The organism is Streptomyces sp. NPDC027962, assembly GCF_055566095.1.
In genome coordinates, this window is sequence record NZ_JBVHTA010000008.1 from 200,944 (window position 1) to 225,208 (window position 24,265).

At 71.4% G+C, this 24,265-nt stretch carries 25 protein-coding genes; 19 read left to right on the plus strand and 6 right to left on the minus strand.

The annotated features are described in order from the left end of the window. Positions 1-60: 60 nt before the first annotated feature. Positions 61-3,600 carry a DNA polymerase III subunit alpha gene (gene dnaE, locus ACZ4SA_RS10885; RefSeq protein ID WP_468272268.1) on the plus strand — a complete coding sequence of 1,180 codons (3,540 nt, stop codon included), beginning with the start codon at positions 61-63 and terminating at the stop codon, positions 3,598-3,600. Between the two features lie 122 nt (positions 3,601-3,722). Here the strand turns inward: dnaE and ACZ4SA_RS10890 are convergent, their stop codons facing one another. After that, complete coding sequence (locus tag ACZ4SA_RS10890) at positions 3,723-3,893, minus strand: hypothetical protein (protein ID WP_468272270.1); 171 nt, start codon at positions 3,891-3,893, stop codon at positions 3,723-3,725. A gap of 217 nt (positions 3,894-4,110) precedes the next feature. On the opposite strand from ACZ4SA_RS10890, the gene ACZ4SA_RS10895 reads away from it, so the two are divergent. Genes ACZ4SA_RS10895 through ACZ4SA_RS10910 form a run of 4 tightly spaced genes read left to right on the plus strand, consistent with a single transcriptional unit; the run spans position 4,111 to position 7,910 of the window. Next, complete coding sequence (locus ACZ4SA_RS10895; RefSeq protein ID WP_468272272.1) at positions 4,111-5,406, plus strand: NYN domain-containing protein; 1,296 nt, start codon at positions 4,111-4,113, stop codon at positions 5,404-5,406. Between the two features lie 20 nt (positions 5,407-5,426). Continuing rightward, the gene (locus tag ACZ4SA_RS10900; RefSeq protein WP_468272373.1) at positions 5,427-6,401 is read left to right on the plus strand and encodes an ABC transporter ATP-binding protein; all 975 of its coding nucleotides are present in this window, start codon (positions 5,427-5,429) and stop codon (positions 6,399-6,401) included. Beyond that, complete coding sequence (locus ACZ4SA_RS10905) at positions 6,398-7,219, plus strand: ABC transporter permease (RefSeq protein ID WP_468272274.1); 822 nt, start codon at positions 6,398-6,400, stop codon at positions 7,217-7,219. The genes ACZ4SA_RS10900 and ACZ4SA_RS10905 overlap by 4 nt, the downstream gene beginning before the upstream one ends. A gap of 34 nt (positions 7,220-7,253) precedes the next feature. Then, entirely contained in the window at positions 7,254-7,910 is a 657-nt protein-coding gene (locus ACZ4SA_RS10910) for an ABC transporter permease (RefSeq protein WP_468272276.1), read from the plus strand. Between the two features lie 234 nt (positions 7,911-8,144). Here ACZ4SA_RS10910 and ybaK read toward each other — a convergent pair whose 3' ends face one another. The 4 genes from ybaK to ACZ4SA_RS10930 form a co-directional block, all read right to left on the minus strand. Continuing rightward, positions 8,145-8,642, minus strand: a complete 498-nt coding sequence (gene ybaK / locus ACZ4SA_RS10915) for a Cys-tRNA(Pro) deacylase (protein WP_468272279.1) — start codon at positions 8,640-8,642, stop codon at positions 8,145-8,147. Positions 8,643-8,659: 17 nt separating this feature from the next. Next, positions 8,660-9,400, minus strand: coding sequence for an LON peptidase substrate-binding domain-containing protein (locus ACZ4SA_RS10920; RefSeq protein ID WP_468272281.1), 741 nt, complete (start codon positions 9,398-9,400; stop codon positions 8,660-8,662). A gap of 5 nt (positions 9,401-9,405) precedes the next feature. Continuing rightward, positions 9,406-10,470, minus strand: coding sequence for a hypothetical protein (locus tag ACZ4SA_RS10925; protein WP_468272284.1), 1,065 nt, complete (start codon positions 10,468-10,470; stop codon positions 9,406-9,408). Between the two features lie 103 nt (positions 10,471-10,573). Then, entirely contained in the window at positions 10,574-12,175 is a 1,602-nt protein-coding gene (locus ACZ4SA_RS10930; protein WP_468272285.1) for an oxidoreductase, read from the minus strand. Positions 12,176-12,323: 148 nt separating this feature from the next. Here ACZ4SA_RS10930 and hisD point away from each other — a divergent pair, with 148 nt between their 5' ends. From hisD to ACZ4SA_RS10980, 10 genes are all read left to right on the plus strand, one after another. Then, positions 12,324-13,646 carry a histidinol dehydrogenase gene (gene hisD / locus ACZ4SA_RS10935; RefSeq protein ID WP_468272288.1) on the plus strand — a complete coding sequence of 441 codons (1,323 nt, stop codon included), beginning with the start codon at positions 12,324-12,326 and terminating at the stop codon, positions 13,644-13,646. Continuing rightward, positions 13,643-14,755: a histidinol-phosphate transaminase gene (locus ACZ4SA_RS10940; RefSeq protein WP_468272290.1), complete on the plus strand. Its 1,113-nt coding sequence runs from the start codon at positions 13,643-13,645 to the stop codon at positions 14,753-14,755. The genes hisD and ACZ4SA_RS10940 overlap by 4 nt, the downstream gene beginning before the upstream one ends. Next, a complete protein-coding gene (hisB, locus tag ACZ4SA_RS10945; RefSeq protein WP_468272292.1) occupies positions 14,752-15,348 on the plus strand; it encodes an imidazoleglycerol-phosphate dehydratase HisB in 597 nt (198 codons plus the stop codon). The genes ACZ4SA_RS10940 and hisB overlap by 4 nt, the downstream gene beginning before the upstream one ends. Then, positions 15,345-15,512 (plus strand): hypothetical protein, encoded by a 168-nt coding sequence (locus ACZ4SA_RS10950; RefSeq protein WP_468272294.1) that lies wholly within the window; start codon positions 15,345-15,347, stop codon positions 15,510-15,512. The genes hisB and ACZ4SA_RS10950 overlap by 4 nt, the downstream gene beginning before the upstream one ends. Continuing rightward, the gene (gene hisH, locus ACZ4SA_RS10955) at positions 15,509-16,159 is read left to right on the plus strand and encodes an imidazole glycerol phosphate synthase subunit HisH (RefSeq protein WP_468272297.1); all 651 of its coding nucleotides are present in this window, start codon (positions 15,509-15,511) and stop codon (positions 16,157-16,159) included. Before ACZ4SA_RS10950 ends, hisH begins: the two co-directional genes overlap by 4 nt. Next, positions 16,159-16,884, plus strand: a complete 726-nt coding sequence (gene priA / locus ACZ4SA_RS10960) for a bifunctional 1-(5-phosphoribosyl)-5-((5-phosphoribosylamino)methylideneamino)imidazole-4-carboxamide isomerase/phosphoribosylanthranilate isomerase PriA (protein ID WP_468272299.1) — start codon at positions 16,159-16,161, stop codon at positions 16,882-16,884. Before hisH ends, priA begins: the two co-directional genes overlap by 1 nt. Further along, entirely contained in the window at positions 16,881-17,294 is a 414-nt protein-coding gene (locus ACZ4SA_RS10965) for a RidA family protein (RefSeq protein ID WP_468272302.1), read from the plus strand. The genes priA and ACZ4SA_RS10965 overlap by 4 nt, the downstream gene beginning before the upstream one ends. Beyond that, positions 17,291-18,046 carry an imidazole glycerol phosphate synthase subunit HisF gene (hisF, locus tag ACZ4SA_RS10970; RefSeq protein ID WP_468272304.1) on the plus strand — a complete coding sequence of 252 codons (756 nt, stop codon included), beginning with the start codon at positions 17,291-17,293 and terminating at the stop codon, positions 18,044-18,046. The genes ACZ4SA_RS10965 and hisF overlap by 4 nt, the downstream gene beginning before the upstream one ends. A 401-nt stretch (positions 18,047-18,447) precedes the next feature. Continuing rightward, positions 18,448-19,818: a PucR family transcriptional regulator gene (locus ACZ4SA_RS10975; RefSeq protein ID WP_468272307.1), complete on the plus strand. Its 1,371-nt coding sequence runs from the start codon at positions 18,448-18,450 to the stop codon at positions 19,816-19,818. A 205-nt stretch (positions 19,819-20,023) separates the two neighbouring features. Then, positions 20,024-20,482, plus strand: coding sequence for a hypothetical protein (locus ACZ4SA_RS10980; RefSeq protein ID WP_468272309.1), 459 nt, complete (start codon positions 20,024-20,026; stop codon positions 20,480-20,482). 59 nt (positions 20,483-20,541) lie between these two features. Here ACZ4SA_RS10980 and ACZ4SA_RS10985 read toward each other — a convergent pair whose 3' ends face one another. Then, positions 20,542-21,174, minus strand: coding sequence for a TIGR03085 family metal-binding protein (locus ACZ4SA_RS10985; RefSeq protein ID WP_468272311.1), 633 nt, complete (start codon positions 21,172-21,174; stop codon positions 20,542-20,544). Positions 21,175-21,259: 85 nt separating this feature from the next. Between ACZ4SA_RS10985 and hisI the strand changes: the two genes are divergently transcribed. The 4 genes from hisI to ACZ4SA_RS11005 all read left to right on the plus strand — a co-directional run bounded on the left by hisI (position 21,260) and on the right by ACZ4SA_RS11005 (position 24,146). After that, positions 21,260-21,622 carry a phosphoribosyl-AMP cyclohydrolase gene (gene hisI, locus ACZ4SA_RS10990; protein ID WP_468272313.1) on the plus strand — a complete coding sequence of 121 codons (363 nt, stop codon included), beginning with the start codon at positions 21,260-21,262 and terminating at the stop codon, positions 21,620-21,622. 11 nt (positions 21,623-21,633) lie between these two features. After that, positions 21,634-23,136 (plus strand): anthranilate synthase component I, encoded by a 1,503-nt coding sequence (locus tag ACZ4SA_RS10995; protein ID WP_468272314.1) that lies wholly within the window; start codon positions 21,634-21,636, stop codon positions 23,134-23,136. Then, positions 23,136-23,786, plus strand: a complete 651-nt coding sequence (locus ACZ4SA_RS11000) for a TIGR02234 family membrane protein (protein ID WP_468272317.1) — start codon at positions 23,136-23,138, stop codon at positions 23,784-23,786. Before ACZ4SA_RS10995 ends, ACZ4SA_RS11000 begins: the two co-directional genes overlap by 1 nt. A 105-nt stretch (positions 23,787-23,891) precedes the next feature. Continuing rightward, entirely contained in the window at positions 23,892-24,146 is a 255-nt protein-coding gene (locus ACZ4SA_RS11005; RefSeq protein WP_468272318.1) for an HGxxPAAW family protein, read from the plus strand. The last annotated feature ends 119 nt before the right edge of the window (positions 24,147-24,265 follow it).

Here is a 24,265-nt window from a genome sequence, read left to right on the forward strand (position 1 = left end):
CACGCTGTCCCCCAGACTGCCCGCAGCCTGGCGCCAACTGTTCTTCGGAGGCCCGCCGCCGTGACCAAGCCGCCCTTCACGCACCTTCACGTACACACCCAGTACTCGCTGCTGGACGGTGCCGCGCGGCTCAAGGACATGTTCGACGCGTGCAACGAGATGGGCATGTCGCACATCGCCATGTCCGACCACGGAAACCTCCACGGGGCGTACGACTTCTTCCACTCCGCGAAGAAGGCCGGGGTGACGCCGATCATCGGCATCGAGGCCTATGTCGCGCCCGAGTCCCGGCGCAACAAGCGCAAGATCCAGTGGGGCCAGCCGCACCAGAAGCGGGACGACGTCTCCGGCTCCGGCGGCTACACCCACAAGACCATCTGGGCGGCGAACGCGACCGGCCTGCACAACCTGTTCCGCCTCTCCTCCGACGCGTACGCGGAGGGCTGGCTGCAGAAGTGGCCGCGGATGGACAAGGAGACCATCTCCCAGTGGTCACAGGGGCTGATCGCCTCCACCGGCTGCCCCTCCGGCGAGCTGCAGACCAGGCTGCGCCTCGGCCAGTTCGACGAGGCCCTCAAGTCCGCCTCCGAGTACCAGGACATCTTCGGCAAGGACCGGTACTTCCTGGAGCTGATGGACCACGGCATCGAGATCGAGCGCCGTGTCCGCGACGGGCTGCTGGAGATCGGCAAGAAGCTGGGCATCCCGCCCCTGGTGACGAACGACTCCCACTACACATACGCGCACGAGGCGACCGCCCACGACGCGCTGCTGTGCATCCAGACCGGCAAGAACCTCTCCGACCCCGACCGCTTCAAGTTCGACGGCACCGGCTACTACCTGAAGTCGACCGACGAGATGTACGCGATCGACTCCTCGGACGCCTGGCAGGAGGGCTGCCGCAACACCCTGCTGGTGGCCCAGCAGGTCGACACCGCCGGCATGTTCGAGAAGCGCGACCTCATGCCGAAGTTCGACATCCCCGAGGGCCACACCGAGGTCACCTGGTTCAAGGAGGAAGTGCGGCGCGGCATGGAGCGCCGCTATCCCGGCGGCATCCCCGAGGACCGCCAGAAGCAGGTCGAGTACGAGATGGACGTCATCATCCAGATGGGGTTCCCGGGGTACTTCCTCGTCGTCGCCGACTTCATCATGTGGGCCAAGAACCAGGGCATCGCGGTCGGTCCCGGCCGAGGCTCCGCGGCCGGTTCGATCGTGGCGTACGCCATGGGCATCACCGACCTCGACCCTATCCCGCACGGCCTGATCTTCGAGCGCTTCCTCAACCCCGAGCGCGTCTCCATGCCCGATGTCGACATCGACTTCGACGAGCGCAGGCGCGTCGAGGTGATCAGGTACGTGACGGAGAAGTACGGCGCCGACAAGGTCGCCATGATCGGCACCTACGGCAAGATCAAGGCGAAGAACGCCATCAAGGACTCCGCCCGCGTGCTCGGCTACCCGTACGCGATGGGCGACCGGCTCACCAAGGCCATGCCCGCCGACGTCCTCGGCAAGGGCATCGATCTCAACGGCATCACCGACCCCTCGCACCCGCGCTACAGCGAGGCCGGCGAGATCCGCGGGATGTACGAGAACGAACCGGACGTGAAGAAGGTCATCGACACCGCCAAGGGCGTCGAGGGCCTGGTCCGGCAGATGGGCGTGCACGCCGCCGGAGTGATCATGTCCAGCGAGACCATCACCGAGCATGTCCCCGTGTGGGTCAGGCACACCGACGGCGTGACCATCACGCAGTGGGACTATCCGCAGTGCGAGTCGCTCGGCCTGCTGAAGATGGACTTCCTCGGCCTGCGCAACCTCACGATCATGGACGACGCCATCAAGATGGTGAAGTCCAACAAGGGCATCGACCTGGAGATGCTCTCCCTGCCGCTCGACGACCCCAAGACCTTCGAGCTGCTCCAGCGCGGCGACACCCTCGGCGTCTTCCAGTTCGACGGCGGACCCATGCGGTCCCTGCTGCGGCTGATGAAGCCCGACAACTTCGAAGACATCTCCGCCGTGTCCGCGCTCTACCGCCCGGGCCCGATGGGCATGAACTCCCACACGAACTACGCGCTGCGCAAGAACAAGCAGCAGGAGATCACGCCGATCCACCCCGAGCTGGAGGAGCCGCTCGAAGAGGTCCTCGCGGTCACCTACGGCCTGATCGTCTACCAGGAGCAGGTTCAGAAGGCCGCCCAGATCATCGCCGGGTACTCGCTCGGCGAGGCCGACATCCTCCGCCGCGTCATGGGCAAGAAGAAGCCCGACGAGCTGGCGAAGAACTTCGTCCTCTTCCAGAAGGGTGCCCGCGAGAAGGGCTACAGCGACGAGGCCATCCAGGCCCTGTGGGACGTGCTGGTCCCCTTCGCCGGATACGCGTTCAACAAGGCGCACTCCGCCGCGTACGGTCTCGTCTCCTACTGGACGGCGTACCTCAAGGCCAATCACCCCGCCGAGTACATGGCGGCGCTGCTCACCTCGGTCAAGGACGACAAGGACAAGTCGGCCGTCTATCTGAACGAGTGCCGCCGCATGGGCATCAAGGTACTGCCGCCCAATGTGAACGAGTCCATGTCGAACTTCGCCGCGCAGGGCGACGACGTGATCCTCTTCGGCCTCACCGCCGTGCGCAACGTCGGCCAGAACGTGGTCGAGTCGATCATCAAGTCGCGCAAGGCGAAGGGGAAGTACAGTTCCTTCCCCGACTTCCTCGACAAGGTCGAGGCCGTCGTCTGCAACAAGCGGACCATCGAGTCCCTCATCAAGGCCGGCGCCTTCGACGAGATGGGCCACACCCGCAAGGGCCTGGTCGCCCACCACGAGCCGATGATCGACAATGTGGTGGCCGTCAAGCGCAAGGAGGCGGAGGGCCAGTTCGACCTCTTCGGCGGCATGGGCGAGGAGGAGAGCGACGAGCCGGGCTTCGGACTCGACGTCGAGTTCTCCGACGTCGAATGGGACAAGTCCTATCTCCTCGCGCAGGAGCGCGAGATGCTCGGACTGTACGTCTCCGACCACCCGCTCTTCGGTATCGAGCACGTCCTGTCCGACAAGGCGGACGCCGCCATCTCCCAGCTCACCGGCGGTGAGCACGCGGACGGTGCGGTCGTCACCATCGGCGGCATCATCTCGGGCCTGCAGCGCAAGATGACCAAGCAGGGCAACGCCTGGGCCATCGCCACCGTCGAGGACCTGGCCGGCTCCATCGAGTGCATGTTCTTCCCGGCGACGTACCAGCTGGTGTCGACGCAGCTCGTCGAGGACACGGTGGTCTTCGTCAAGGGACGGCTCGACAAGCGTGAGGACGTCCCGCGACTGGTGGCGATGGAGCTGATGGTCCCCGACCTGTCGTCCGCCGGCACCAACGCTCCGGTGGTCGTGACCATCCCGACCGTCAAGGTGACCCCGCCGATGGTCAGCCGTCTCGGCGAGATCCTCAGCCACCACAAGGGCAACACCGAGGTGCGGATCAAGCTCCAGGGCCCCCGCAAGACCACGGTGCTCCGGCTCGACCGGCACCGCGTCCAGCCGGACCCCGCGCTCTTCGGCGACCTCAAGGTCCTGCTCGGCCAGTCCTGCCTGGCCGGCTGACCGGCCCCGCACGCCGCAAGGCGCCCGCAGCCCGCGCGCACCGCACGCAGAAGGGGTGCTCCCGTCGTCACGGGAGCACCCCTTCTGGCGTTACGCGTCAATGCGTCCGGTAGTACGTCCGGTCAGTTGTGGCCGAAGCGCTTCTGCCGGCCCTTGTGGGCTATGTCGGACGGCGTCACCGACTGTGCGCGCTGTTCGGCCTGCGCCTCCAGGGACGCGCTCTTCGCCTGCTGCGTGCCGCGCTCGGCCGGCGAGGACTTCTGCTCACGCTGCTGTTTCTTGTTCTTGGCCATGGTGGTGCCTCCTGTGGGGGTTTAGGGGCCAGGGCCGCGACCAGACTCACATATGCTTAAAACGGCCGCATTTTGGATCATTGCGCACCGTAGTCGAGGGGAGTGCGTGCCCCCGCGGCTCGATCCGCCACGCCGATGATCGAGTTCCGGCCGTTAACCCTCCCGTGGTCGGGCAGACTCGAAGGAAACCCGGAACAATCCCCGATCCCGACCCCCGATGAGCTCCCGAAAGAGGGTGGAACGCGTGGACCGCTGCGTCGTCCTGGTGGACGCCGGCTATCTGCTGGGCGCCGCCGCCAGCCTTCTCGCCGGAGAGCCGGCCAGGTCTAGGATCACCGTCGACCACGCCGCCCTCATCCACGGCCTGCGGGAGCTCGCGGAAACCGATACGGAGCGGCCCCTGCTCCGTATCTACTGGTTCGACGGCGCGCCCGACCGCGTACCCCAGCCCGAGCACCGCCGACTGCGTGTGATGCCCCGCGTGACCGTCCGCCTGGGCGCCCTGACCCGCAGCGACGGCCGCTGGGCACAGAAGGGCGTCGACGCGGCGATGCACGCGGAACTCACCGAACTGGCCAGAAACCGCGCCTGTTCCGACGTGGTGCTGGTCACCGGCGACGGAGACCTGCTGCCGGGGCTGATGTCCGCCAAGGAACACGGCGTCGCCGTCCATCTCTGGGCCGTGCAGGCCGCCGACGGCGACTACAACCAGTCGGAGGACCTGGTCGCGGAGGCCGACGAGCGCCGAGTGCTCGACCGGGCCTGGATCACCCGGGCCGTCCGGGCCAAGGAACTCACCGGCATCTGTGCGCCGGCGCCCGTGCCCCGACCCGAGATCGCGGCCATCCTGTCGGCGCCACTGCCCGAGTCGGCGCTCGCCGCGGCCGAGGAGCGCGCCGCCGAGGCCACGCGCAACGGGACGCAGACCGCGCCCGAGGAGAACGACGTGGCGCCCGCACCGGCCCCCGCCGCCAAGGGCGTGCCCACGCCAAAAGACCTCGCCGGGTTGCGACCGCCGGGACCGCAGGCCCCCGCCCACCCGGCGAACGCCACCCTGCGCTGGTCCTCCGACAAGGGCTGGATCGAGCGGCCCGGCAACGGGGCGCTGGGCGAGCCGCCGGAGACCGCGTCGCTGCCGACCCTCGCGCAGCTCACCAGCGCCGAGCAGCGCTGGGCCGACCGTGAGGAGGACATCACCACTGTCGGCGGTGACCCGTTCGAGGTCGGTCAGGTCTTCGCCCGGCGCTGGATGGCACGGCTTCCTGAGACGGGGCACGTGCAGAAGCTGTCCACCATGTATCCCCGCATCCCGCACCGCATCGACGGCGAACTGCTGCGCTACGCAGCACGTTTCGGACTTCTGGCACACAAGGACGACCAGATCGACGAGCACGACCGCTATGCGATCAGGGCCGGATTCTGGCGCGAGATCGATGTACGGACGGCCGCGGAGCACGGCCCGGCGGTGGAGCAGCCGGGGCCCGAGGGCATTCGCGGCGGCCGGACCCCGTAGTCTCGTCCCTTGTGAGTACGGTGTGCGTGGTGCGGGATCTGGTCAAGACGTACCCCGCCGCGCGCGGCAGACGCGGGACGCCGGGGACACCCGAGGTGCGAGCCACGGACGGGATCAGTCTCGAGGTCCGGCGCGGCGAGATCTTCGGCCTGCTCGGACCCAACGGCGCCGGCAAATCGACCCTGGTGCGACAACTCACCGGCCTGATGCGCCCCGACTCGGGCAGCGTCCACGTCCTCGGCCACGATCTCGTACGCCACCCTGAGCGCGCCGCCCGGCTCATCGGTTACCTCGGGCAGGAGTCGACCGCCCTGGACGAACTGACCGTCGCGCTCGCCGCGGAGACCACCGGACGGCTGCGCGGCCTGACCGTACGAGAAGCGCGCGCCGAACGGGACGCCGTCCTCGAGGAACTGGGGCTCACCGCCCTCGCCGCCCGCCCTCTGAAGAAGCTCTCCGGCGGCCAGCGCCGGCTCGCCTGCTTCGCCGCGACGCTCGTGGGGGAGCGGTCCGTGCTCGTGCTCGACGAGCCGACCACCGGGATGGACCCCGTCGCGCGGCGTGCCGTGTGGGCGGCCGTCGACCGGCGTCGCGCAGAGCGCGGCGCGACCGTGCTGCTCGTCACCCACAACGTCATCGAGGCCGAGACCGTCCTCGACCGGGTCGCCGTCCTCGACCGCGGCCGGGTCATCGCCTGCGACACCCCCTCCGGGCTGAAGGAGAGCGTCGCCGGCGAGGTACGGGTCGAGCTGGTGTGGCGCGAACGCGCCCCGCTCGACGTACCGGAGGTCGCCGCGCTCCGCGGCTTCGCGCAGCAGTCCGGGCGGCGCTGGGTCCTCAGGCTTGCGCCGGAGGAAGCACGGGCCGCTGTCGCCGCGGTGACCGGCGGCGCGGCGTTCTCGGCACTCGACGACTTCACTTTGGCCACGCCGAGCCTGGAGGACGTGTACTTGGCACTCGGGGGGAACGCGACGAAGGGGCTGGTCAAGGCGTGAGCATCGTGTCCGCGGAAACCGCCGGGGCGGTGGCACGCGCAGCCGTGGTGGCCGAGGAAGCTCCCGCGCCGCTCGCACCACGGGCGCGGCTGCTGCCGGCGCTCGCCGCCGTGTACCGGGCGCAGCTGTCGCGGGCGAGGGTCGCCCGGATCCCGCTGCTGTTCGTCGCGACCTTCCAGTCCATCGGGATCATGGTCCTGATGCGGGGTGTCGTCGACGGCGGTACGGAGGCGCGGGCGGTCGTCGCGGGCGCGAGCGTGCTCGTCGTCGCCTTTGTCGCGCTCAACCTGCTCGCCCAGTACTTCGGACAGCTCAGGGCCGGGGGAGGACTAGACCACTACGCGACGCTGCCCGTGCCGCCCACGGCCGTGGTGCTCGGCGCGGCAGGTGCGTACGCCTCGTTCACCGTCCCCGGCACGGTGGTGACGGCCGTCGCCGGCAGCGTGCTGTTCCAGCTGCCGCTCACGCACCTGTGGGTGCTCGCGGCGGTGATCCCGCTCGCCGGCGCGGCACTCGCCGGGCTGGGGGCGGCCCTCGGGCTGCTGGCGCCGCGCCAGGAGCTGGCCACGCTGCTCGGGCAGCTGGGCATGTCCGCGGCCCTGCTGCTCGGCGTCCTCCCGGCGGAGCGGCTGCCGGGGCCGATCTCGTACGCCCGTGATCTGCTGCCGTCCACGTACGGGGTCGAGGCCATGGCCCGGACGTTCGACGCGAACCCCGACTGGGCGGCCGTCGGACTCGACCTCACGGTCTGCGCGGCCGTCGGCGTCTGTTCCCTGGCCGTCGCCACGTGGGCCTACCGGCGGGCGGCGGTCCGGTGAGGCGGCGGTGGCACGGGCCTGGCACGATGGCGGGGTGACCGCACCTCTGACGCCGCCGCACCAGCCCCACGAATCGTCCTCCTCGGACGACAACCTCTGGCAGGCACCGCCCGCCGGGCCGGGGCCGTCCTGGATGTACGCGCACGAGGTGGCGAAGGACGAGGCCGACTCGGCCGCGGAGCTGCGCAAGGACCTGCGGGACTCCGCGCTGATCCTGGTGTGCGTGACCCTCATGGGGCTGGCGCTGGGCTTCCTGTGGCTGTGGCTGGCGCCGCGGGTTCCGCTGATCTCCAACAACGAGGCCGTCTTCCTCAAGGACACGGAGGGCGAGGAGGCGATCGGCGCGGACGGCACGTTCGTGCTGCTGGCCGTCGGCATCGGCGTGCTGACCGCGGCGGCGGTCTTCCTCTTCCGCCGGCGCGGCGGCATCGCCCTCGTGATCGCCCTGGCGGTCGGCGGCCTGCTCGGCTCGCTGCTGGGCTGGGGCGTGGGTGTCTGGTTCGGCCCGACGACGGATGTCGCGGCGCGTGCGCGGGAGGTCGGCGAGGGGGTCACCTTCGACGCGTATCTGGAGCTGCGGGCGAAGGGGGCGTTGCTGGCGTGGCCGGTGGCGGCGATGCTGGTGCATTTGGGGCTGACGGCGCTGTTCGGTCCGCGGGATCCGGAGCCGGAGTGGCTGCCGGAGCAGTGACGCTTCCCCACCCCGCCACTTCCGTACCGGTGCAAGCCCCGGGCCCTGCACCGCGCTGCGCGCGGCGTTTCCGGGGGCTCTGCCCCGGGCCCCCGCGCCTCAATCGCCGGCGGGGCCGAAGGATGCCTGCGGGGCCGCATCTGTAGCCCGTCCGGCGGTTGAGGACACCGCGCGGTGCGCGGTACAGGGCCCGGGCGGAGCCCGGCGCCCGGGCAGGAAAGAGCCCCGGAGGGGTCAGCCGCGGGCGATGGGGGCCAGGAGGGCCGAGGTGTGGGTGGTCAGGTCCTTGGGGGACAGTTCGACCTCCAGGCCGCGGCGGCCCGCCGAGACGCAGATCGTGTCGTGCGCCGACGCCGACGCGTCCAGCACCGTGGGCAGCCGCTTGCGCTGCCCCAGCGGCGAGATGCCGCCGCGGACGTATCCCGTCGTGCGTTCCACCGCCGCCGGGTCGGCCATCGTCGCGCGCTTGCCGCCGACGGCCGAGGCGAGGGCTTTGAGGTCGAGCTGGCCCGCGACCGGGACGACCGCCACCGTCAGGGCGCCGTCGACGTCCGCGACCAGGGTCTTGAAGACGCGGTCGCGGGAGACGCCGAGTGCCTGTGCCGCTTCTTCTCCGTACGAGGCGGACGAGGGGTCGTGGTCGTAGGCGTGCAGGGTGAACGGGGTACCCGCCGACGTCAGGGCCACCGTCGCGGGCGTGCCGCTCGACTGCTTCTTCGTCTTCTTCGCCAAGGCAGTGGTTCCTCGCGTCAGTTGGGGTTCGTCGGCCGCCACGTAAGGTCGACCGCCGGCAGCGACGGCAGATGCCGCAGGACCGCCGTCTCCGTGCGCAGCAGGGTGAGTTCCTCGCGCAGCCGCGTCGCCGTGTCCGGCGCCTGGAGCAGCCGCTGCTTCGCGGGGGTGTCGAGCACCGCCGCCGCGGCGACGAGGTACGAGACGACCGACGGGTCGTCCGGGAGATCCGCGCCCGTCGTCAGCGACCGCTCGCGCGCGCCCGCGAGCCGCTTCTGGTAGCTGAGGAAGGCCCGCAGGACGCCTTCGGCGAGCGCGCCCGCGCCGTCCCCCGGCTCCTCGGGGAGCTCCTCGAGCTCCGCCGTCAGGAACGGTCCGGTGGTGTCGACGGACAGCAGCTTGACCCGGGTCGTACCGGTGGCGAGCACCTCGAAGCTGCCGTCCCCGCGTTCACGGATGGTCGCCGCGTCGGCGATGCAGCCGACCCGGTGGAAGGCCTGGACGGGGTCCTGGCCGAAGCCCGCCGCTGGGCCGCGTTCCGTGAGCGTGGTCTGGTCCGGCATGCCGGGTGCGGTGGGCGCGACCTCGCGTCCGTCGCGGATGGCGACCACCGCGAAGCGCCGCGGCTCCTCCTCGCCCGCCTTCGACAGCTCGCGCATCATGGCGCGATAACGCTCCTCGAAGACGTTCAGGGGCAGCACGAGGCCCGGGAACAGCACCGAGTTCAGCGGGAAGAGGGGCAGGCGAGCGGTGGTCACAGCGGTCAAGAGTAATGGTCGGGCAACGGGACCCGTCCTCCCCCTACGGCCTGGCGGCCGCGGGCGGCGCCCCCCAGTCCACGCAGCGGCGTCACGGACGCGACCTCGATCCGTACGCCGTCGCGCGCGTGGAGGAACTGGCCCAGCGGGTCCTCCGTCACCGACGACCACGGAAAGGACGTCGCGTACGGGCCGATGAGCCGGAACTGCGTCAGCGCCTCCTCCCAGCGCCCGCGCGCCACCAGCACGTACGCGAGCAGATTGCGTACCTCGGCCGGCCACGGGTCCGCGGCCTCGTACTCGTGGGAGAGCGTGACCGCGAGGTCCGCCGCCGCGTCGATCCGGTCGGCCTGCACGGACGTCCGCGCCTCGCCGCCCAGCAGCTGGGCGAAGGCCGCCCGTACGGGCAGCGCCTGTACCAGCGAGCCGGGCAGTGCGTCTGCCGCGGCCTGCTCCGCGAAGTCGAAGCACTCGCGGTGCGAGCCGTACCACTGGGCGGACAGGTACTTCAGCGCTGCCACATGGCAGCCGTGGTGGTGCGAGGAGCGGCGGATCGCCTGTGCCCACAGTGATGCGAAGGCCGTGTGCGTGGCGTGCGTGCCGCGTGCGTGGTCGAGGGCGATCCGCCAGGGCACGGGGTCGTTCGGCTCGCCCTGCGCCGCCGCGTCGATCAGCGGCCCCGTCTCGCGCAGCTGTTCCTGTCGCGCCGGCGATTCCCAGGCTCTGCGGACCGCGAGCTCGGCCTTGACGACGAGTGCGTCCGAGTCGCGGGGCGAGGACCGCAACCAGTCGGCGAGCCATTCGCCCCGCTTCTGGGCGAAGGCCGCGAGTCTCTTGACGTAACGGTCGCGGTTCTCCCATTCGGCTGATTCCCGTGTGGTTGCGAGCAGCTTCGCGGCCGTGTCGTACTCCCCGGCGGCGGCCGCGACGAGGGCGGGACCGAGCCGGTCGTCGGGGGCGTCGAGCAGTACCGCCTCGTCGGGCACGAGGCCGTCGGTGAGCTGTGGCGCAGAGCGGATCATGCGCGCGGTACGGATCAGGGCGCGGAGCAAAGACATGGTGCGGACCATTGAAAACGCGCAGGTGAACGCAGCGCCAGAGGGCAACTGTGAAGCTTTGGTAGCGGCGGAATGGTTGTCCCGGACGAGGTCAAGAGAGGGTAAAGAAAGTGGCCTAACCGCGACGCAGCAACCGCGACGCGCCCGCCGCCACCGTGGTGGCGAGGATCCAGCCCAGCAGCACCAGAACGGCAGCCGCCCACTGCCATGCGCCCTGGAGTCGCCAGTGCCCGTCCTGGCCGAGATTGATCACTGGGACGAGCAGATCGAGGGCGTACAGGGCCGGATTCCAGTCCGGGTGCTCGCCGGGCTTGATCGGCGGCGGAGCGACCTGCGCGAAGGCTATTGCGCCGGCCGCCCACAGGACCGCCATCCACAGGGCCGCCCGGCCCGGCCGGTAGCCGTACGCCACCGTCAGGTCCTGCAGATAGCCCCACAGCTTCCCGGCGAGTGGCAGAGTCTCCCGGCGCCGGCGCTGCTTGGCCAGCAGCACCTCGCGGGCGTCCGCGTCCTCGCCGCTGTTGCGCAGCACGGTCGCGAGGCGCTCGTACGGCTCGGGTGAGTACTCCGGCGTGGCGGACGCGACCCACTCGAGCCGCCGCGACAGCGGGAACTCCTCGTACGGGACGAGGTTCTCGTAGACGAATCCGCCCATCGCCAGCCCGCCGGGCCCCGGCCAGCTCGCCGCCAGGTCGATCAGCGTCACCACTTTCGCGCCGTTCAGCACGACCCGCCCCTCCTCCGGGCACTCCGCGTTGAACCGCAGCTCCGGGGTGGCGATCCGGCGCAGCGACAGCTCCTCGCGCGGGCTCAGCACGAACCGCGCCCGCTGGAGGTCGACCGCGTCCCCGAACCGCCCGTCGTCGAGGCGCACCCCGCCGTGGCACTCGAAGGGCTGCAGCCGGGTGCCGCGCGCGGGAGTGCCGGACGCGCCGATCCCGAACGGGGGAGTGGCGCCCTGGTTGCCCGTGGACACGCTCACCCACGCGCCCGTCATGTAGAGCGTGCGCTCCACGCTCAACTGCGGTGCGTTCAGCGCTCGGCGCTCTGCCGCCGCCCGCAGCCGGCTGCCCCGCAGGCTGAGCGAGACCCCGACCTTCGCGCCGCGCAGACTGAACTCGCCGTACGTCTCGATCAGTTCGGCCTGTAAGTCCTGGGCGACCGACATGCCGTCCGCGGTGATCGCCCGGCCGCGGCGGTCCGGTCGCACATGGATCTGGTTGATCAGCAGGTCCGTGCCGATCTGGGCGTCGGTGAGCCGGATGCCGTGGTCGACGCGGCAGCGCGGCAGATGCAGATCGCCCTCGGTGCGCAGCCGGGCGGCCTCGATCCGGGGGATGGCGCAGCCGACCATCCGCACGGTGGTGAAGTGGGCCTCCGGCATCAGCAGCTCGTTCTCGAAGCGGCAGCCGTGCAGCTCCACGTAGGGGGCGATGCTGCCGCCGGCGAGTTTGAGCGTGCCGGTGATCAGGACCCCGCGCAGCTTGAGCGCGGCGACCCGGCCCGGCCTGGCGGCCGGCCCGCTCAGCAGCAGCCGGGCCACGATGGATGCGCGGACACTGCGCTCGGGGCCCCACGGCAGAGGGGAGAAGGGATCGTTCAGCAGGGGATCGGTGTCGCTGAGGTCGTACGTGCTTCCGTTTCTGAAGGCGTTCCACAGGTGCAGCTCGGTCGGGCTCAGTCCGTCCGGAGGCCCGTCGTCCAGCGGCTCGGTCACTGCCGCCCCTCCGCTTCGTTGGTTCGTACAGGTGTTCTTCCCGCTGAGTGACGGGCTGAACGCTAGTGGTGATGGTCAACTTGTGGGGCTCGTATCAGCCACTGATACGGAGAACGGACGCCTGAAACGGTCTGAGAGAATTGCTTACGTGATCTCTCGAATCGATCTGCGCGGCGACGCCCTCCCCGAGGGTGGCGCTCTGCGCGACCTGCTGCCCCGTGCCGAGTTCGACGTGGAAGCCGCCCTGCACAAGGTGCGGCCCATCTGCGAGGCCGTGCATCATCGTGGCGACGCGGCGCTGATCGACTACGCGGAGAAATTCGACGGCGTGACACTGGACCAGGTGCGGGTGCCCGCCGCCGCGCTGGCCAGGGCTCTGGCGGAGCTCGCCCCCGACGTCAGGGCCGCCCTGGAGGAGTCCATCCGCCGGGCCAGGATCGTGCACCGCGCCCAGCGCCGCAGTGAACACACCACCCAGGTCGTGCCGGGCGGCACCGTCACCGAGAAGTGGGTCCCGGTCGACCGCGTCGGGCTGTACGCGCCCGGCGGCCGGTCCGTCTACCCGTCCTCCGTGATCATGAACGTGGTCCCGGCACAGGAGGCGGGCGTCGAGTCCGTCGCACTGGCCTCGCCCGGCCAGAAGGAGTTCGGCGGCATCCCGCACCCGACGATCCTCGCCGCCTGCGCGTTGCTCGGCGTCGACGAGGTGTACGCGGTCGGCGGCGCCACCGCCGTCGCGATGTTCGCGTACGGCACCGAGTCCTGCGCGCCCGCGAACATGGTCACCGGCCCGGGCAACATCTGGGTCGCCGCCGCCAAGCGCTACTTCACCGGCAGGATCGGCATCGACACCGAGGCCGGACCGACCGAGATCGCCGTCCTCGCCGACTCCACCGCCGACCCGGTGCACGTCGCCGCCGACCTGATCAGCCAGGCCGAGCACGACCCGCTGGCCGCGGCCGTGCTGGTCACCGACTCCGAGGAGCTGGCGGCCGCCGTCGAGCGGGAGCTGGAGCCGCAGGTCGCCGCGACCAAGCACATCGAGGACCGGATCAAGCCCGCCCTCACCGGCCGGCAGTCCGCCATCGTGCTCGTCTCCGACATCGAGGACGGCCTCAGGGTCGTCAACGCCTACGGCGCCGAGCACCTGGAGATCCAGACCGCCGACGCTGCCGCCCTCGCGGCACGCGTCCGCAACGCGGGCGCCGTCTTCGTCGGCCCCTGGGCCCCGGTCTCCCTCGGCGACTACGCCGCCGGGTCCAACCACGTCCTGCCGACAGGCGGCTGCGCCTGCCACTCGTCCGGTCTGTCGGTCCAGTCGTTCCTGCGCGGCATCCACATCGTGGACTACACGCGGGACGCGCTCGCCGAGATCACCCACCACGTGGTCACGCTGGCCGAGGCGGAGGACCTGCCGGCGCACGGCGCCGCGATGAAGGCAAGGTTCGGCTGGAAGGTCCCGGGACAGTGACCGACATCGGCATCGACGACCTTCCCGTCCGCGACGAACTGCGCGGCAAGTCCCCGTACGGCGCGCCGCAGCTCGACGTGCCCGTCCGGCTGAACACCAACGAGAACCCGTACCCGCTGCCGGAGCCGCTCGTCGAGCGCATCGCCGAGCGGGTGCGCGACGCCGCCCGGCAGCTCAACCGCTACCCCGACCGGGACGCGGTCGAGCTGCGCACCGAGCTGGCCCGCTACCTCACCCGCACCACCGGGTACGAGGTCGCACCCGAAGGCGTGTGGGCGGCCAACGGCTCCAACGAGGTCATCCAGCAACTGCTCCAGACCTTCGCCGGGCCCGGCCGTATCGCGATCGGCTTCGAGCCGTCGTACTCGATGCACGGCCTGATCTCGCGCGGCACCGGCACCGGCTGGATCTCCGGCCCGCGCAAGGACGACTTCACCATCGACCCCGCGGCGGCCCGGGCGGCCATCGCGGAGCACCACCCGGACGTCGTGTTCATCACGTCGCCCAACAACCCCACCGGCACCGCGGTCGACGTCGAGACGGTCCTCGCCCTGTACGAGGCGGCGCAGGCCGCCAAACCCTCGCTGGTCGTCGTCGACGAGGCGTATGTGGAATTCAGCCACCGGCCCTCGCTGTTGCCTCTCATCGAGGGCCGCCCCAACCTGGTGATCTCCCGCACCATGTCCAAGGCCTTCGGCGCCGCCGGACTCCGTCTCGGCTACCTGGCCGCGCACCCCGCCGTGGTCGACGCCGTTCAGCTGGTGCGCCTGCCGTACCACCTGTCGGCCGTCACCCAGGCCACCGCGCTGGCCGCGCTGGAGCACACCGATACGCTGCTCGGGTACGTCGAGCAGCTGAAGACCGAGCGGGACCGGCTGGTCGCGGAGCTGCGGGCAGCCGGCTACGAGGTCACGGAGTCGGACGCCAACTTCGTGCAGTTCGGCCGCTTTGACGACGCCCACGCGGTGTGGCAGCAGATCCTCGACCGGGGCGTCCTGGTCCGTGACAACGGCGTACCGGGATGGCTGCGGGTGACCGCGGGCACACCCGAAGAGAACGACGCGTTCCTCGATGCGGTTCGCGCTTTGAAGAAGGAGCAGAGTTCATGAGCGGCCGCGTAGGACGGGTCGAGCGCACGACCAAGGAGACCTCGGTCCTCGTCGAGATCGACCTCGACGGCACCGGAAAGGTCGACGTCGCCACCGGCGTCGGCTTCTACGACCACATGCTCGACCAGCTCGGCCGGCACGGTCTGTTCGACCTCACCGTCAAGACCGACGGCGACCTGCACATCGACAGCCACCACACCATCGAGGACACCGCCCTCGCGCTGGGCGCCGCCTTCAAGCAGGCCCTCGGCGACAAGGTGGGCATCTACCGTTTCGGCAACTGCACCGTGCCGCTGGACGAGTCCCTCGCCCAGGTCACCGTGGACCTGTCGGGCCGCCCGTACCTGGTGCACACCGAGCCCGAGAACATGGCACCGATGATCGGCGAGTACGACACGACCATGACCCGGCACATCTTCGAGTCGTTCGTCGCCCAGGCGCAGATCGCGCTGCACATCCACGTCCCGTACGGGCGCAACGCCCACCACATCGTGGAGTGCCAGTTCAAGGCGCTCGCCCGTGCCCTGCGGTACGCCTCGGAGCGCGACCCGCGCGCGGCCGGCATTCTCCCCTCGACGAAGGGTGCGCTGTGACCGGCCTCTCGACCATTCTCATCGTCGTCGGGCTGTTCCTCGCCGGCGGTGTGTACTCGTTCTCCAAGCAGAAGCTGCCCAAGGGGCCCATCGTGCTGCTCGCAGGAGCATCGCTGATGTGCCTGGTGGCCGGCGTGATGCGGATTCAGGGGATCTGGGGATGACCACTGCGACGCCACAGAAGAAGGTCGTCGTCTTCGACTACGGGTTCGGCAACGTGCGCTCCGCCGAGCGGGCGCTCGCCCGGGTCGGCGCCGACGTCGAGATCACCCGCGACTACGACAAGGCGCTGAACGCCGACGGGCTCCTCGTCCCCGGCGTGGGCGCCTTCTCCGCCTGCATGGACGGCCTGAAGAAGGCCCGCGGCGAGTGGATCATCGACCGCAGGCTCTCCGGCGGCCGCCCCGTCATGGGCATCTGCGTCGGAATGCAGATCCTGTTCGAGCGCGGCATCGAGCACGGCGTGGAGACCGAGGGCCTCGACGAGTGGCCCGGCACCGTCGGCCCGCTCCAGGCGCCCGTCGTGCCGCACATGGGCTGGAACACCGTCGACGCCCCGGCCGGCAGCGAGCTCTTCGCCGGCCTCGACGCCGACGCCCGGTTCTACTTCGTGCACTCCTACGCCGTGCACGAGTGGAGCCTCGAGATCACCAACCCGGCGATGCGCGCACCCCGGGTCACCTGGGCCGAGCACGGCGAGCGGTTCGTCGCCGCCGTCGAGAACGGCGCCCTGTGGGCCACCCAGTTCCACCCCGAGAAGTCCGGCGACGCCGGCGCCCAGCTGCTCACGAATTGGATCGAGACGCTCTGATGCCGAAGCTTGAACTCCTTCCCGCAGTCGACGTCCGCGACGGCCAGGCCGTCCGCCTCGTCCACGGCGAGTCCGGTACGGAGACCTCCTACGGCTCCCCGCTCGAGGCGGCGCTCACCTGGCAGCGGGCCGGCGCCGAGTGGCTCCACCTCGTGGACCTGGACGCCGCCTTCGGCACCGGCGACAACCGCGCGCTGATCGCCGAGGTCGCCGAGGCCATGGACATCAAGGTCGAGCTGTCCGGCGGCATCCGCGACGACGCCTCCCTCGAGGCCGCGCTCGCCACCGGCTGCCGCCGCGTCAACCTGGGCACCGCCGCGCTGGAGACCCCCGAATGGGTCGCCAAGGTCATCGCGGAGCACGGCGACAAGATCGCCGTCGGCCTCGACGTCCGCGGGACGACGCTGCGCGGCCGCGGCTGGACCCGTGACGGCGGCGACCTCTACGAGACCCTCGCCCGTCTTGACTCCGAGGGCTGCGCCCGCTACGTCGTCACCGACATCGCCAAGGACGGCACCCTCCAGGGCCCCAACCTGGAGCTGCTGAGGAACGTGTGCGCCGCGACCGACCGGCCGGTCGTCGCCTCCGGTGGTGTCTCCTCCCTCGACGACCTGCGCGCACTCGCGGCCCTGGTCCCCGAGGGCGTCGAGGGCGCCATCGTCGGCAAGGCGCTGTACGCCAAGGCGTTCACCCTCGAGGAGGCGCTCGCGGCGGTGTCCGCATGAGCGGTTCCGTACGCCGCATCGGCTCGGGCGGCCCCTGGGAGGAGTCGTTCGGCTACTCCCGCGCCGTCGAGCTGCCGAACGGCCTGGTGCTGGTCTCCGGCTGCACCTCGGTCGTCGGCGGCCAGATCGCCGCGGGCAGCCCGTACGAGCAGACCGTCACCGCCTTCGGCGTGTCGATCGACGCCCTGAAGGAACTCGGGCTCGGCGCCGAGGACGTCGTACGCACCCGGATGTACATCACGCACGCCCGCGACGTCGACGAGGTCGGGCGCGCCCACAAGGAGATCTTCGGTGCGGTCCGGCCGGCCGCGTCGATGCTCGTCGTCTCCGGCTTCGTCGACCCCTCGCTGGTCGTCGAGGTCGAGGTCGAGGCGTACCGGCCGACCGGAACCGATGGAGGTGCCGCATGACCCTCGCGGTGCGGGTGATCCCCTGCCTGGACGTCGACAACGGCCGGGTCGTCAAGGGCGTCAACTTCCAGAACCTGCGCGACGCGGGCGACCCCGTCGAGATGGCCAAGCTCTACGACGCCGAGGGCGCCGACGAGCTCACCTTCCTCGACATCACCGCCTCCTCCGGCAACCGGGAGACCACCTACGACGTGGTGCGCCGAACCGCCGAGCAGGTGTTCATCCCGCTCACCGTCGGCGGCGGGGTGCGCAGCGCCGAGGACGTGGACAAGCTGCTGCGCGCGGGCGCCGACAAGGTCGGCGTCAACACCGCGGCGATCGCCCGCCCCGAGCTGATCCGCGAGATCGCCGAGCGTTTCGGCCGCCAGGTGCTCGTGCTCTCCGTGGACGCCCGGCGAACCCCGGAAGGCACCTTCGAGGTCACGACGCACGGCGGCCGCAAGGGCACCGGCATCGACGCCGTCGAATGGGCGCACCGGGCCGCCGAGCTGGGGGCCGGTGAGATCCTTCTCAACTCCATGGACGCCGACGGCACCAAGGACGGCTACGACACCGAGATGATCGCCGCCGTGCGCAAACACGTCACGGTCCCGGTGATCGCCTCCGGCGGCGCCGGCAGGCTCGCCGACTTCCCGCCGGCCATCGAGGCGGGCGCCGACGCGGTGCTCGCAGCCTCGGTGTTCCACTTCGGCGACCTGCGGATCTCCCAGGTCAAGGACACGTTGCGGGAGGCGGGCCACCCGGTCCGCTGAGGGTACGGAGGTGATCCGGCCGCCGGGCGGCCGGATCACCAGGACTGCCCGGGCGTACTGCCCGCCCCGGAGCGGAGCGATCCTGCCGGCGCCACGGCCCCCCGGCCGCACCCGGCGGACCCCGGGCGCCCTCCCGGCTGCCGGCCCGGGCGTACCGCTGCCCGCGTGGGGCGCAGCGTGTTCGCACTGCTCGGCGTGCGCTCGCGCATCGAACTCGCCCGTCTTCTCGAGCGCTCAAGACCTGAACCCGCGCGGTCGTGTTGCTGGACCGTAATGAGAACAATGCGCAAACCCCTGGGTACCGACTGGGCGGTATGCCATTCTGCGAGCGTCAGGTAGATCCGGTGCGAAGGTGTCCCGCCCACGCGCGCCGGAGCGAACCGACCAGGTGGAGGCCGCCCATGTCGAATCTCGTACGCTCGCGCGTCAGAGCGGTTCCCCCGCCCCGCGCCGCCCTGCCCCGCGCCCGTTCCCTGCTGGGCGCCGAGGCGCTCGTCGTACTGCACCGGGCCGCTCAGGTGCTGCTGGACGACGTGGCCGGCCTGACCACCACTCTGGTCGGCGAACTGCGCGAACAGGAGCCCGCGTACCGGGCGGCGATCGACGCGGACGCCATGGAGGTCTGGCAGGAGGTCCACCAGTCCCTGCGCCACAACGTGGCCTCCCTGATCCGACCCAGGGAGTGCCGGGACATCGCGCGGCGCACCTCGCGCGCGATCGGCGCCTCGCGGGCCGAGCAGGGTGTGCCGCTCGACGCGGTGCTGCACGCGTTCCGGCTCGGCGGGGCGCTGGTGTGGCAGGGGCTCGTGGACGAGACCGCACGGCGCCACCCCGAGGACATGCGGCTGCTCGTCCATGTCGCCGCGGACGTCTGGAACTTCGTCGACGAGCACTGCGCCCTCGTCGCCGACGCCTACCGCCAGGCGGAACGCCGGATGGCCTGGCGCCGCGAGAACCGTCTGCGCCTGATGACCGCCGCGCTGCTGGACGGCACGGCCCGCATCACCGACCTGCCCGAAGCGGCGACGATGCTCGATCTGCCGGAGGAAGGACGCTACGTGGTGATCGCGGCCGCCTCCGCCCACCCGCACGCACCCGGGCCCCTCGTGACGCTGCCGCCGGGCACCGCGGCGGTGTGGCACGCCACTCCGGAGGCGGAACTGGCCATCGTCCACCTCGCGGGCGCGGCAACGGCACCCAAGGCCACGAACGTGACGGAAGGCCAGAAAGCTCCGCGCCGCGACGACACCGACATGCCGGACCGCGCCGGAGTCGGCGGCACCGAAGGCGGGACCCCCGGCATGCCGCTCGACCCCGCCGCCCTCGCCGCCGGGTTGCACGCGGCGCCCGGCGTCCGTGTCGGGATCAGCTCGGCCGTCGTCGGGCTCGCCGCCCTGGGTGAGGCGCGAAGACACGCCGGCACCGCACTGCGGGCCTGCCCCCGCACCGGCGGTGTCGTGCTCCTCGAGGAACACCTTCCCGCCGCCCTCGTCGTCTCCTCCCCGCCTCTCGGCCGGGCGCTCGCGGAGCGCATCCTGGGCCCCCTGTACGGGATCGACCCGGCCGACCGCGACCTGCTCGTCGAGACGCTCACCGCCTGGTTCGACGCCGAGGGCTCCGCGCAACGCGCGGCGACGCGGCTCTACTGCCACCGCAACACCGTCCTCAACCGGCTCCGCCGCTTCGAACAGCTCACCGGCCGCTCCCTGTCCCGGCCGTCCGATCTCGTCGAGGTCTCCCTCGCCCTCGCGGCCCGCCGACTCGAGACCTGAGGCCGCAGGGTGTGCCGCCGCACACTCCGGCCCGCTCCTGCCTGTGCGCGGGCACCGCAGGGGTGGCCGCCTCTGTACGCGCATCCGCCGCGCTGGTGCGGTATCCGCTCTGTGATCCCGTGTACTCCTCGCCCAGCCCCTCGCGGCGAGCGCCGGGTTCGAGGGCCGGTCCCTCGCGCTTGTCGTCTTCCTCGCGTTCGTCGCGGTGTCGCTCCTGCTGTGCGGCCCGGCCGCCGCCGACCAGGACGACCCCGAGCACTTCTCCGCGGGCGGGGCGGCCCTCGGCCCGGTCGGCGGCGGGCCGGCCGTCGCGGGGGACCACGTCTCCGCTGCGACCCTGCTCAGCACCACCGGCGGGGTGGCCCTCGTCGGCACCGACGGCATCCTCTTCGCCTGCGCCACCGTCGGCTCATTGATCCTCGTGACGGCGGATGCTGGCGCGGCCGCTACGCCGTGCAGGCGTCCACACGCTGGGGGGCTTCCTCACGGAAGGGCCGGCCGACCGCTCCGTGCGCGCCCTCGGGATCCGGCGCTGATCGTCCTGTTCCCGCTGCTGGTGGTCCAGCTCTCCACGGCCGGGAAGATCATGACGGCGATGTTCGACCTCCCGTCCGGCGCGCGGTGGGCAGCCCTGCCGGTGAGTGGTGAGGGGGACGCACGATGAGCCCGTACGCCCGGCGGGCCGCCCGTCCGGACGTACGTTCAGAAGCCGAACCTGGCCGCCTAGAAGCCGAGCTTGGCCTCACGCAGCCGGGCCATCGCGTCCTTGTCGCCTTCCATGTCCACCTGGGTCGTCTGCTGCCGCCCGAAGGCGAAGAGCGTCAGCTCGCCCGGCTCGCCGGTCACCGTCACCACCGGAGTGCCCTTGTGGGCCACCGCCGTCTGGCCGTTCGACCTGCGCAGCACCAGACCCACGGGCGACTTCCTGCCGAGCAGCCGCGCGGCCTTCTCCAGCCGGGACCACAGCGTGTTCTCGAAGACCCGGTCCAGCTCGCGCGGCAGCCACTCCGGCTGCGCCCGCCGTACGTCCTCCGCGTGCACGAAGAACTCCACCGTGTTCGCGGCCTCGTCGATCTGTTTGATCCCGTACGGGGACATCCGCGGCGGCCCGGTACGGATGAGGTGCACCAGCTCCTCGTACGGCTTGGCGGCGAACTCGGCCTGGATCCGCTCCGCCCTGTCCCTGAGCGCGCTGAGCAGTATCCCGCCCGCCGCGTCGGGCCGCCGCTCGCGCATCACCACATGGGCCGCGAGCTCCCGGGTCCGCCAGCCCTCGCACAGGGTCGGCGCATCCGGACCGGCCCCCTCCAACAGGTCGGCGAGCAGGAGTCGTTCACGCTTGGCATGGGTCGACATGCCCGTCAGCGTACGGCGGGGGCGCCGGGTCCGCCCAGTGGACGCACCGCCCGGCCACCACCTTCGGCACGGCACAATGGGCCGTATGACCAGCAGTGGCCCCGCCAGCAGCCTCGATCCGGCCATCGCCGCCCGCCTCAAGCGGAGCGCCGACGGACTGGTTCCCGCCATCGCCCAGCAGTACGACACCGGTGAGGTGCTCATGCTCGGCTGGATGGACGACGAGGCGCTGCACCGCACCCTGACCACCGGCCGATGCACCTACTGGTCCCGCAGCCGCCGGGAGTACTGGGTCAAGGGCGACACCTCCGGCCATGTCCAGCACGTCAAGTCGGTGGCCCTCGACTGCGACGCCGACACCGTCCTCGTCAGGGTCGACCAGGTGGGCGCCGCCTGCCACACCGGGGCCCGCACCTGTTTCGACGCCGACGTACTCCTCGGCAAGTAGGGTCTGGCGCCATGGATCTCGAGACGTTCCGCAAGCTCGCCGCCGACCGCCGCGTCATCCCCGTCAGCCGCCGGCTCCTCGCGGACGGCGACACGCCCGTCGGGCTGTACCGCAAGCTCGCCGCGGAGCGTCCCGGCACCTTCCTGCTGGAGTCGGCCGAGAACGGCCGGTCCTGGTCGCGCTACTCCTTCATCGGCGTTCGCTCCGACGCGACGTTGACCGTCCGCGACGAGCAGGCGTACTGGCTGGGCAACCCGCCGGTCGGCGTCCCTGTCGACGGCGACCCGCTGAAGGCCCTGCGCGCCACCGTCGAGGCCTTGCACACCCCCCGTGACCTCGCGTCCGGCATGCCGCCCTTCACCGGCGGCATGGTCGGCTACCTCGGCTACGACATCGTGCGCCGACTGGAGAAGATCGGCCCCGGCGAGCGCGACGACCTGAAGCTGCCCGAGCTGACCATGCTGCTCACGTCGGACCTCGCCGTCCTCGACCACTGGGACGGCACGGTCCTGCTGATCGCCAACGCGATCAACCACAACGACCTCGACACCGGCGTCGACGAGGCCTACGCCGACGCCGTCGCCAGGCTCGACGCCATGGAGTCGGACCTTGCCAGGCCGCTCTCGTCCCCGCCCGCCGCGCTGCCCGCCTCCGAGCTGCCGGAGTTCTCCGCGCTGTGGGGCGGCACCGACTACCAGGCCGCCGTCGAGGACATCAAGGAGCGCATCCGGGCCGGCGAGGCCTTCCAGGTCGTGCCCTCCCAGCGCTTCGAAACCCCGTGCGCCGCAAGCGCGCTGGACGTCTACCGGGTGCTGCGCGCCACCAACCCGTCCCCGTACATGTACCTCTTCCGCTTCGACGGCTTCGACGTCGTCGGCTCCAGCCCCGAGGCGCTCGTCAAGGTCGAGGACGGGCACGCCATGGTCCACCCCATCGCCGGCACGCGCCCGCGCGGCGCCACCCCGCAGGAGGACCACGACCTCGCGGAGGAACTGCTCGCCGACCCCAAGGAACGCGCCGAGCACCTGATGCTCGTCGACCTCGGCCGCAACGACCTGGGCCGGGTCTGCGAGCCCGGCAGCGTCGAGGTCGTCGACTTCATGTCGATCGAGCGGTACTCCCACGTCATGCACATCGTGTCCACCGTGACCGGCAAGGTCGCCGACGGACGCACCGCCTTCGACGTGCTCACCGCCTGCTTCCCCGCGGGCACCCTCTCCGGCGCGCCCAAGCCCCGCGCCATGCAGATCATCGACGAACTCGAGCCCTCGCGCCGCGGCCTCTACGGCGGCTGCGTCGGCTACCTCGACTTCGCCGGCGACTCCGACACCGCCATCGCCATCCGCACCGCCCTGCTGCGCGACGGAACGGCGTATGTGCAGGCCGGGGCGGGTGTCGTGGCCGACTCCGACCCCGTCGCCGAGGACACCGAGTGCCGCAACAAGGCGGCCGCGGTGCTGCGCGCCGTACACACGGCCAACCGCCTCAACGGCACCGGGAGCGGTAAGGGATAGTGGAGGGCGTGAGTGCCGTACCCGTACCCCAGCCCCGAGCCGCAGCCGCGACGGCCGCCACAAGCAGCCGACGCAGCCTGGCCACCGCCCTGTTCCTCGGCGCCGTCGGCGCGACCGTCGTCCTGCTCGCGGCCGGCCGGATCTGGGCCGAGGGCACCGCGTCCGTCGGCGGTGGGACCGTCTCCCTCGACGCCAAGGGCTCCGACGTCACCGGCCTGCCCACGGCGCTCGCGATCGTCGGCCTGGCCGCGCTCGTCGCCGTCTTCGCCGTACGGCGTGCAGGCCGCTCCCTCGTCGCCGCGCTGCTCGCCCTGAGCGGTGCGGGCGCCGCGGCGGCCGCACTCCTCGGCGCGTCCGACGGCGAAGCGCTCGACGAGAAGGCCGCCCGGACCGCCGGCGACACCGCCGCCACCGTCGAGTCGCTCACGCACACCGCGTGGCCCTACGTCGCCGCCGCGGGCGGCGTGCTCATCCTGCTCGCCGGTCTCCTGGCCCTCCGGTTCGGCCGTCAATGGCCCTCCATGTCCGGCCGCTACGAACGCGACGGCCGTCCCCGGCCCCGCAAGGCGGCCCGGCCCGCCGACCCGGACCGCCCCGAGGAGCTGTGGAAGGCCCTGGACCGCGGCGAGGACCCCACGCGCGAAGCATGACCCCCGATCGGCGCTCGTCCCGGCGTACGGGACAATGACTGACGAGCGCCCGGGCTCGGCTCGAGCACCGGCTCACGACATCGCACCAGAAACGAGGAGCAACTCATGGCGGGCAGCAGCCACGGACACACCCCGGCCGCCTGGACCGGCACCATCATCGCCTTCATCGGCTTCTGCGTGGCAGGCGTCTTCATGGTGGCGAACAGCCCGGTCGGCTTCTGGGCGGGCTTCGCCCTCATCCTGCTCGGCGGGGTCGTCGGCGGCGCGATGAAGATGGCCGGCCTCGGCACCCCGCAGGAGCCCGAGGAAGTGGTCGAGGCCCGCAACCGCGCTGCGGTGCGGGAGAGCGCGAGGGTCTGAGACCGCGCACCCAAGATGTCACGCAGCGGGGGGGGGGGGGGGGGGGGGGGGGGGGGGGGGGGGGGGGGGGGGGGGGGGGGGGGGGGGGGGGGGGGGGGGGGGGGGGTTGGCTGCCGCGC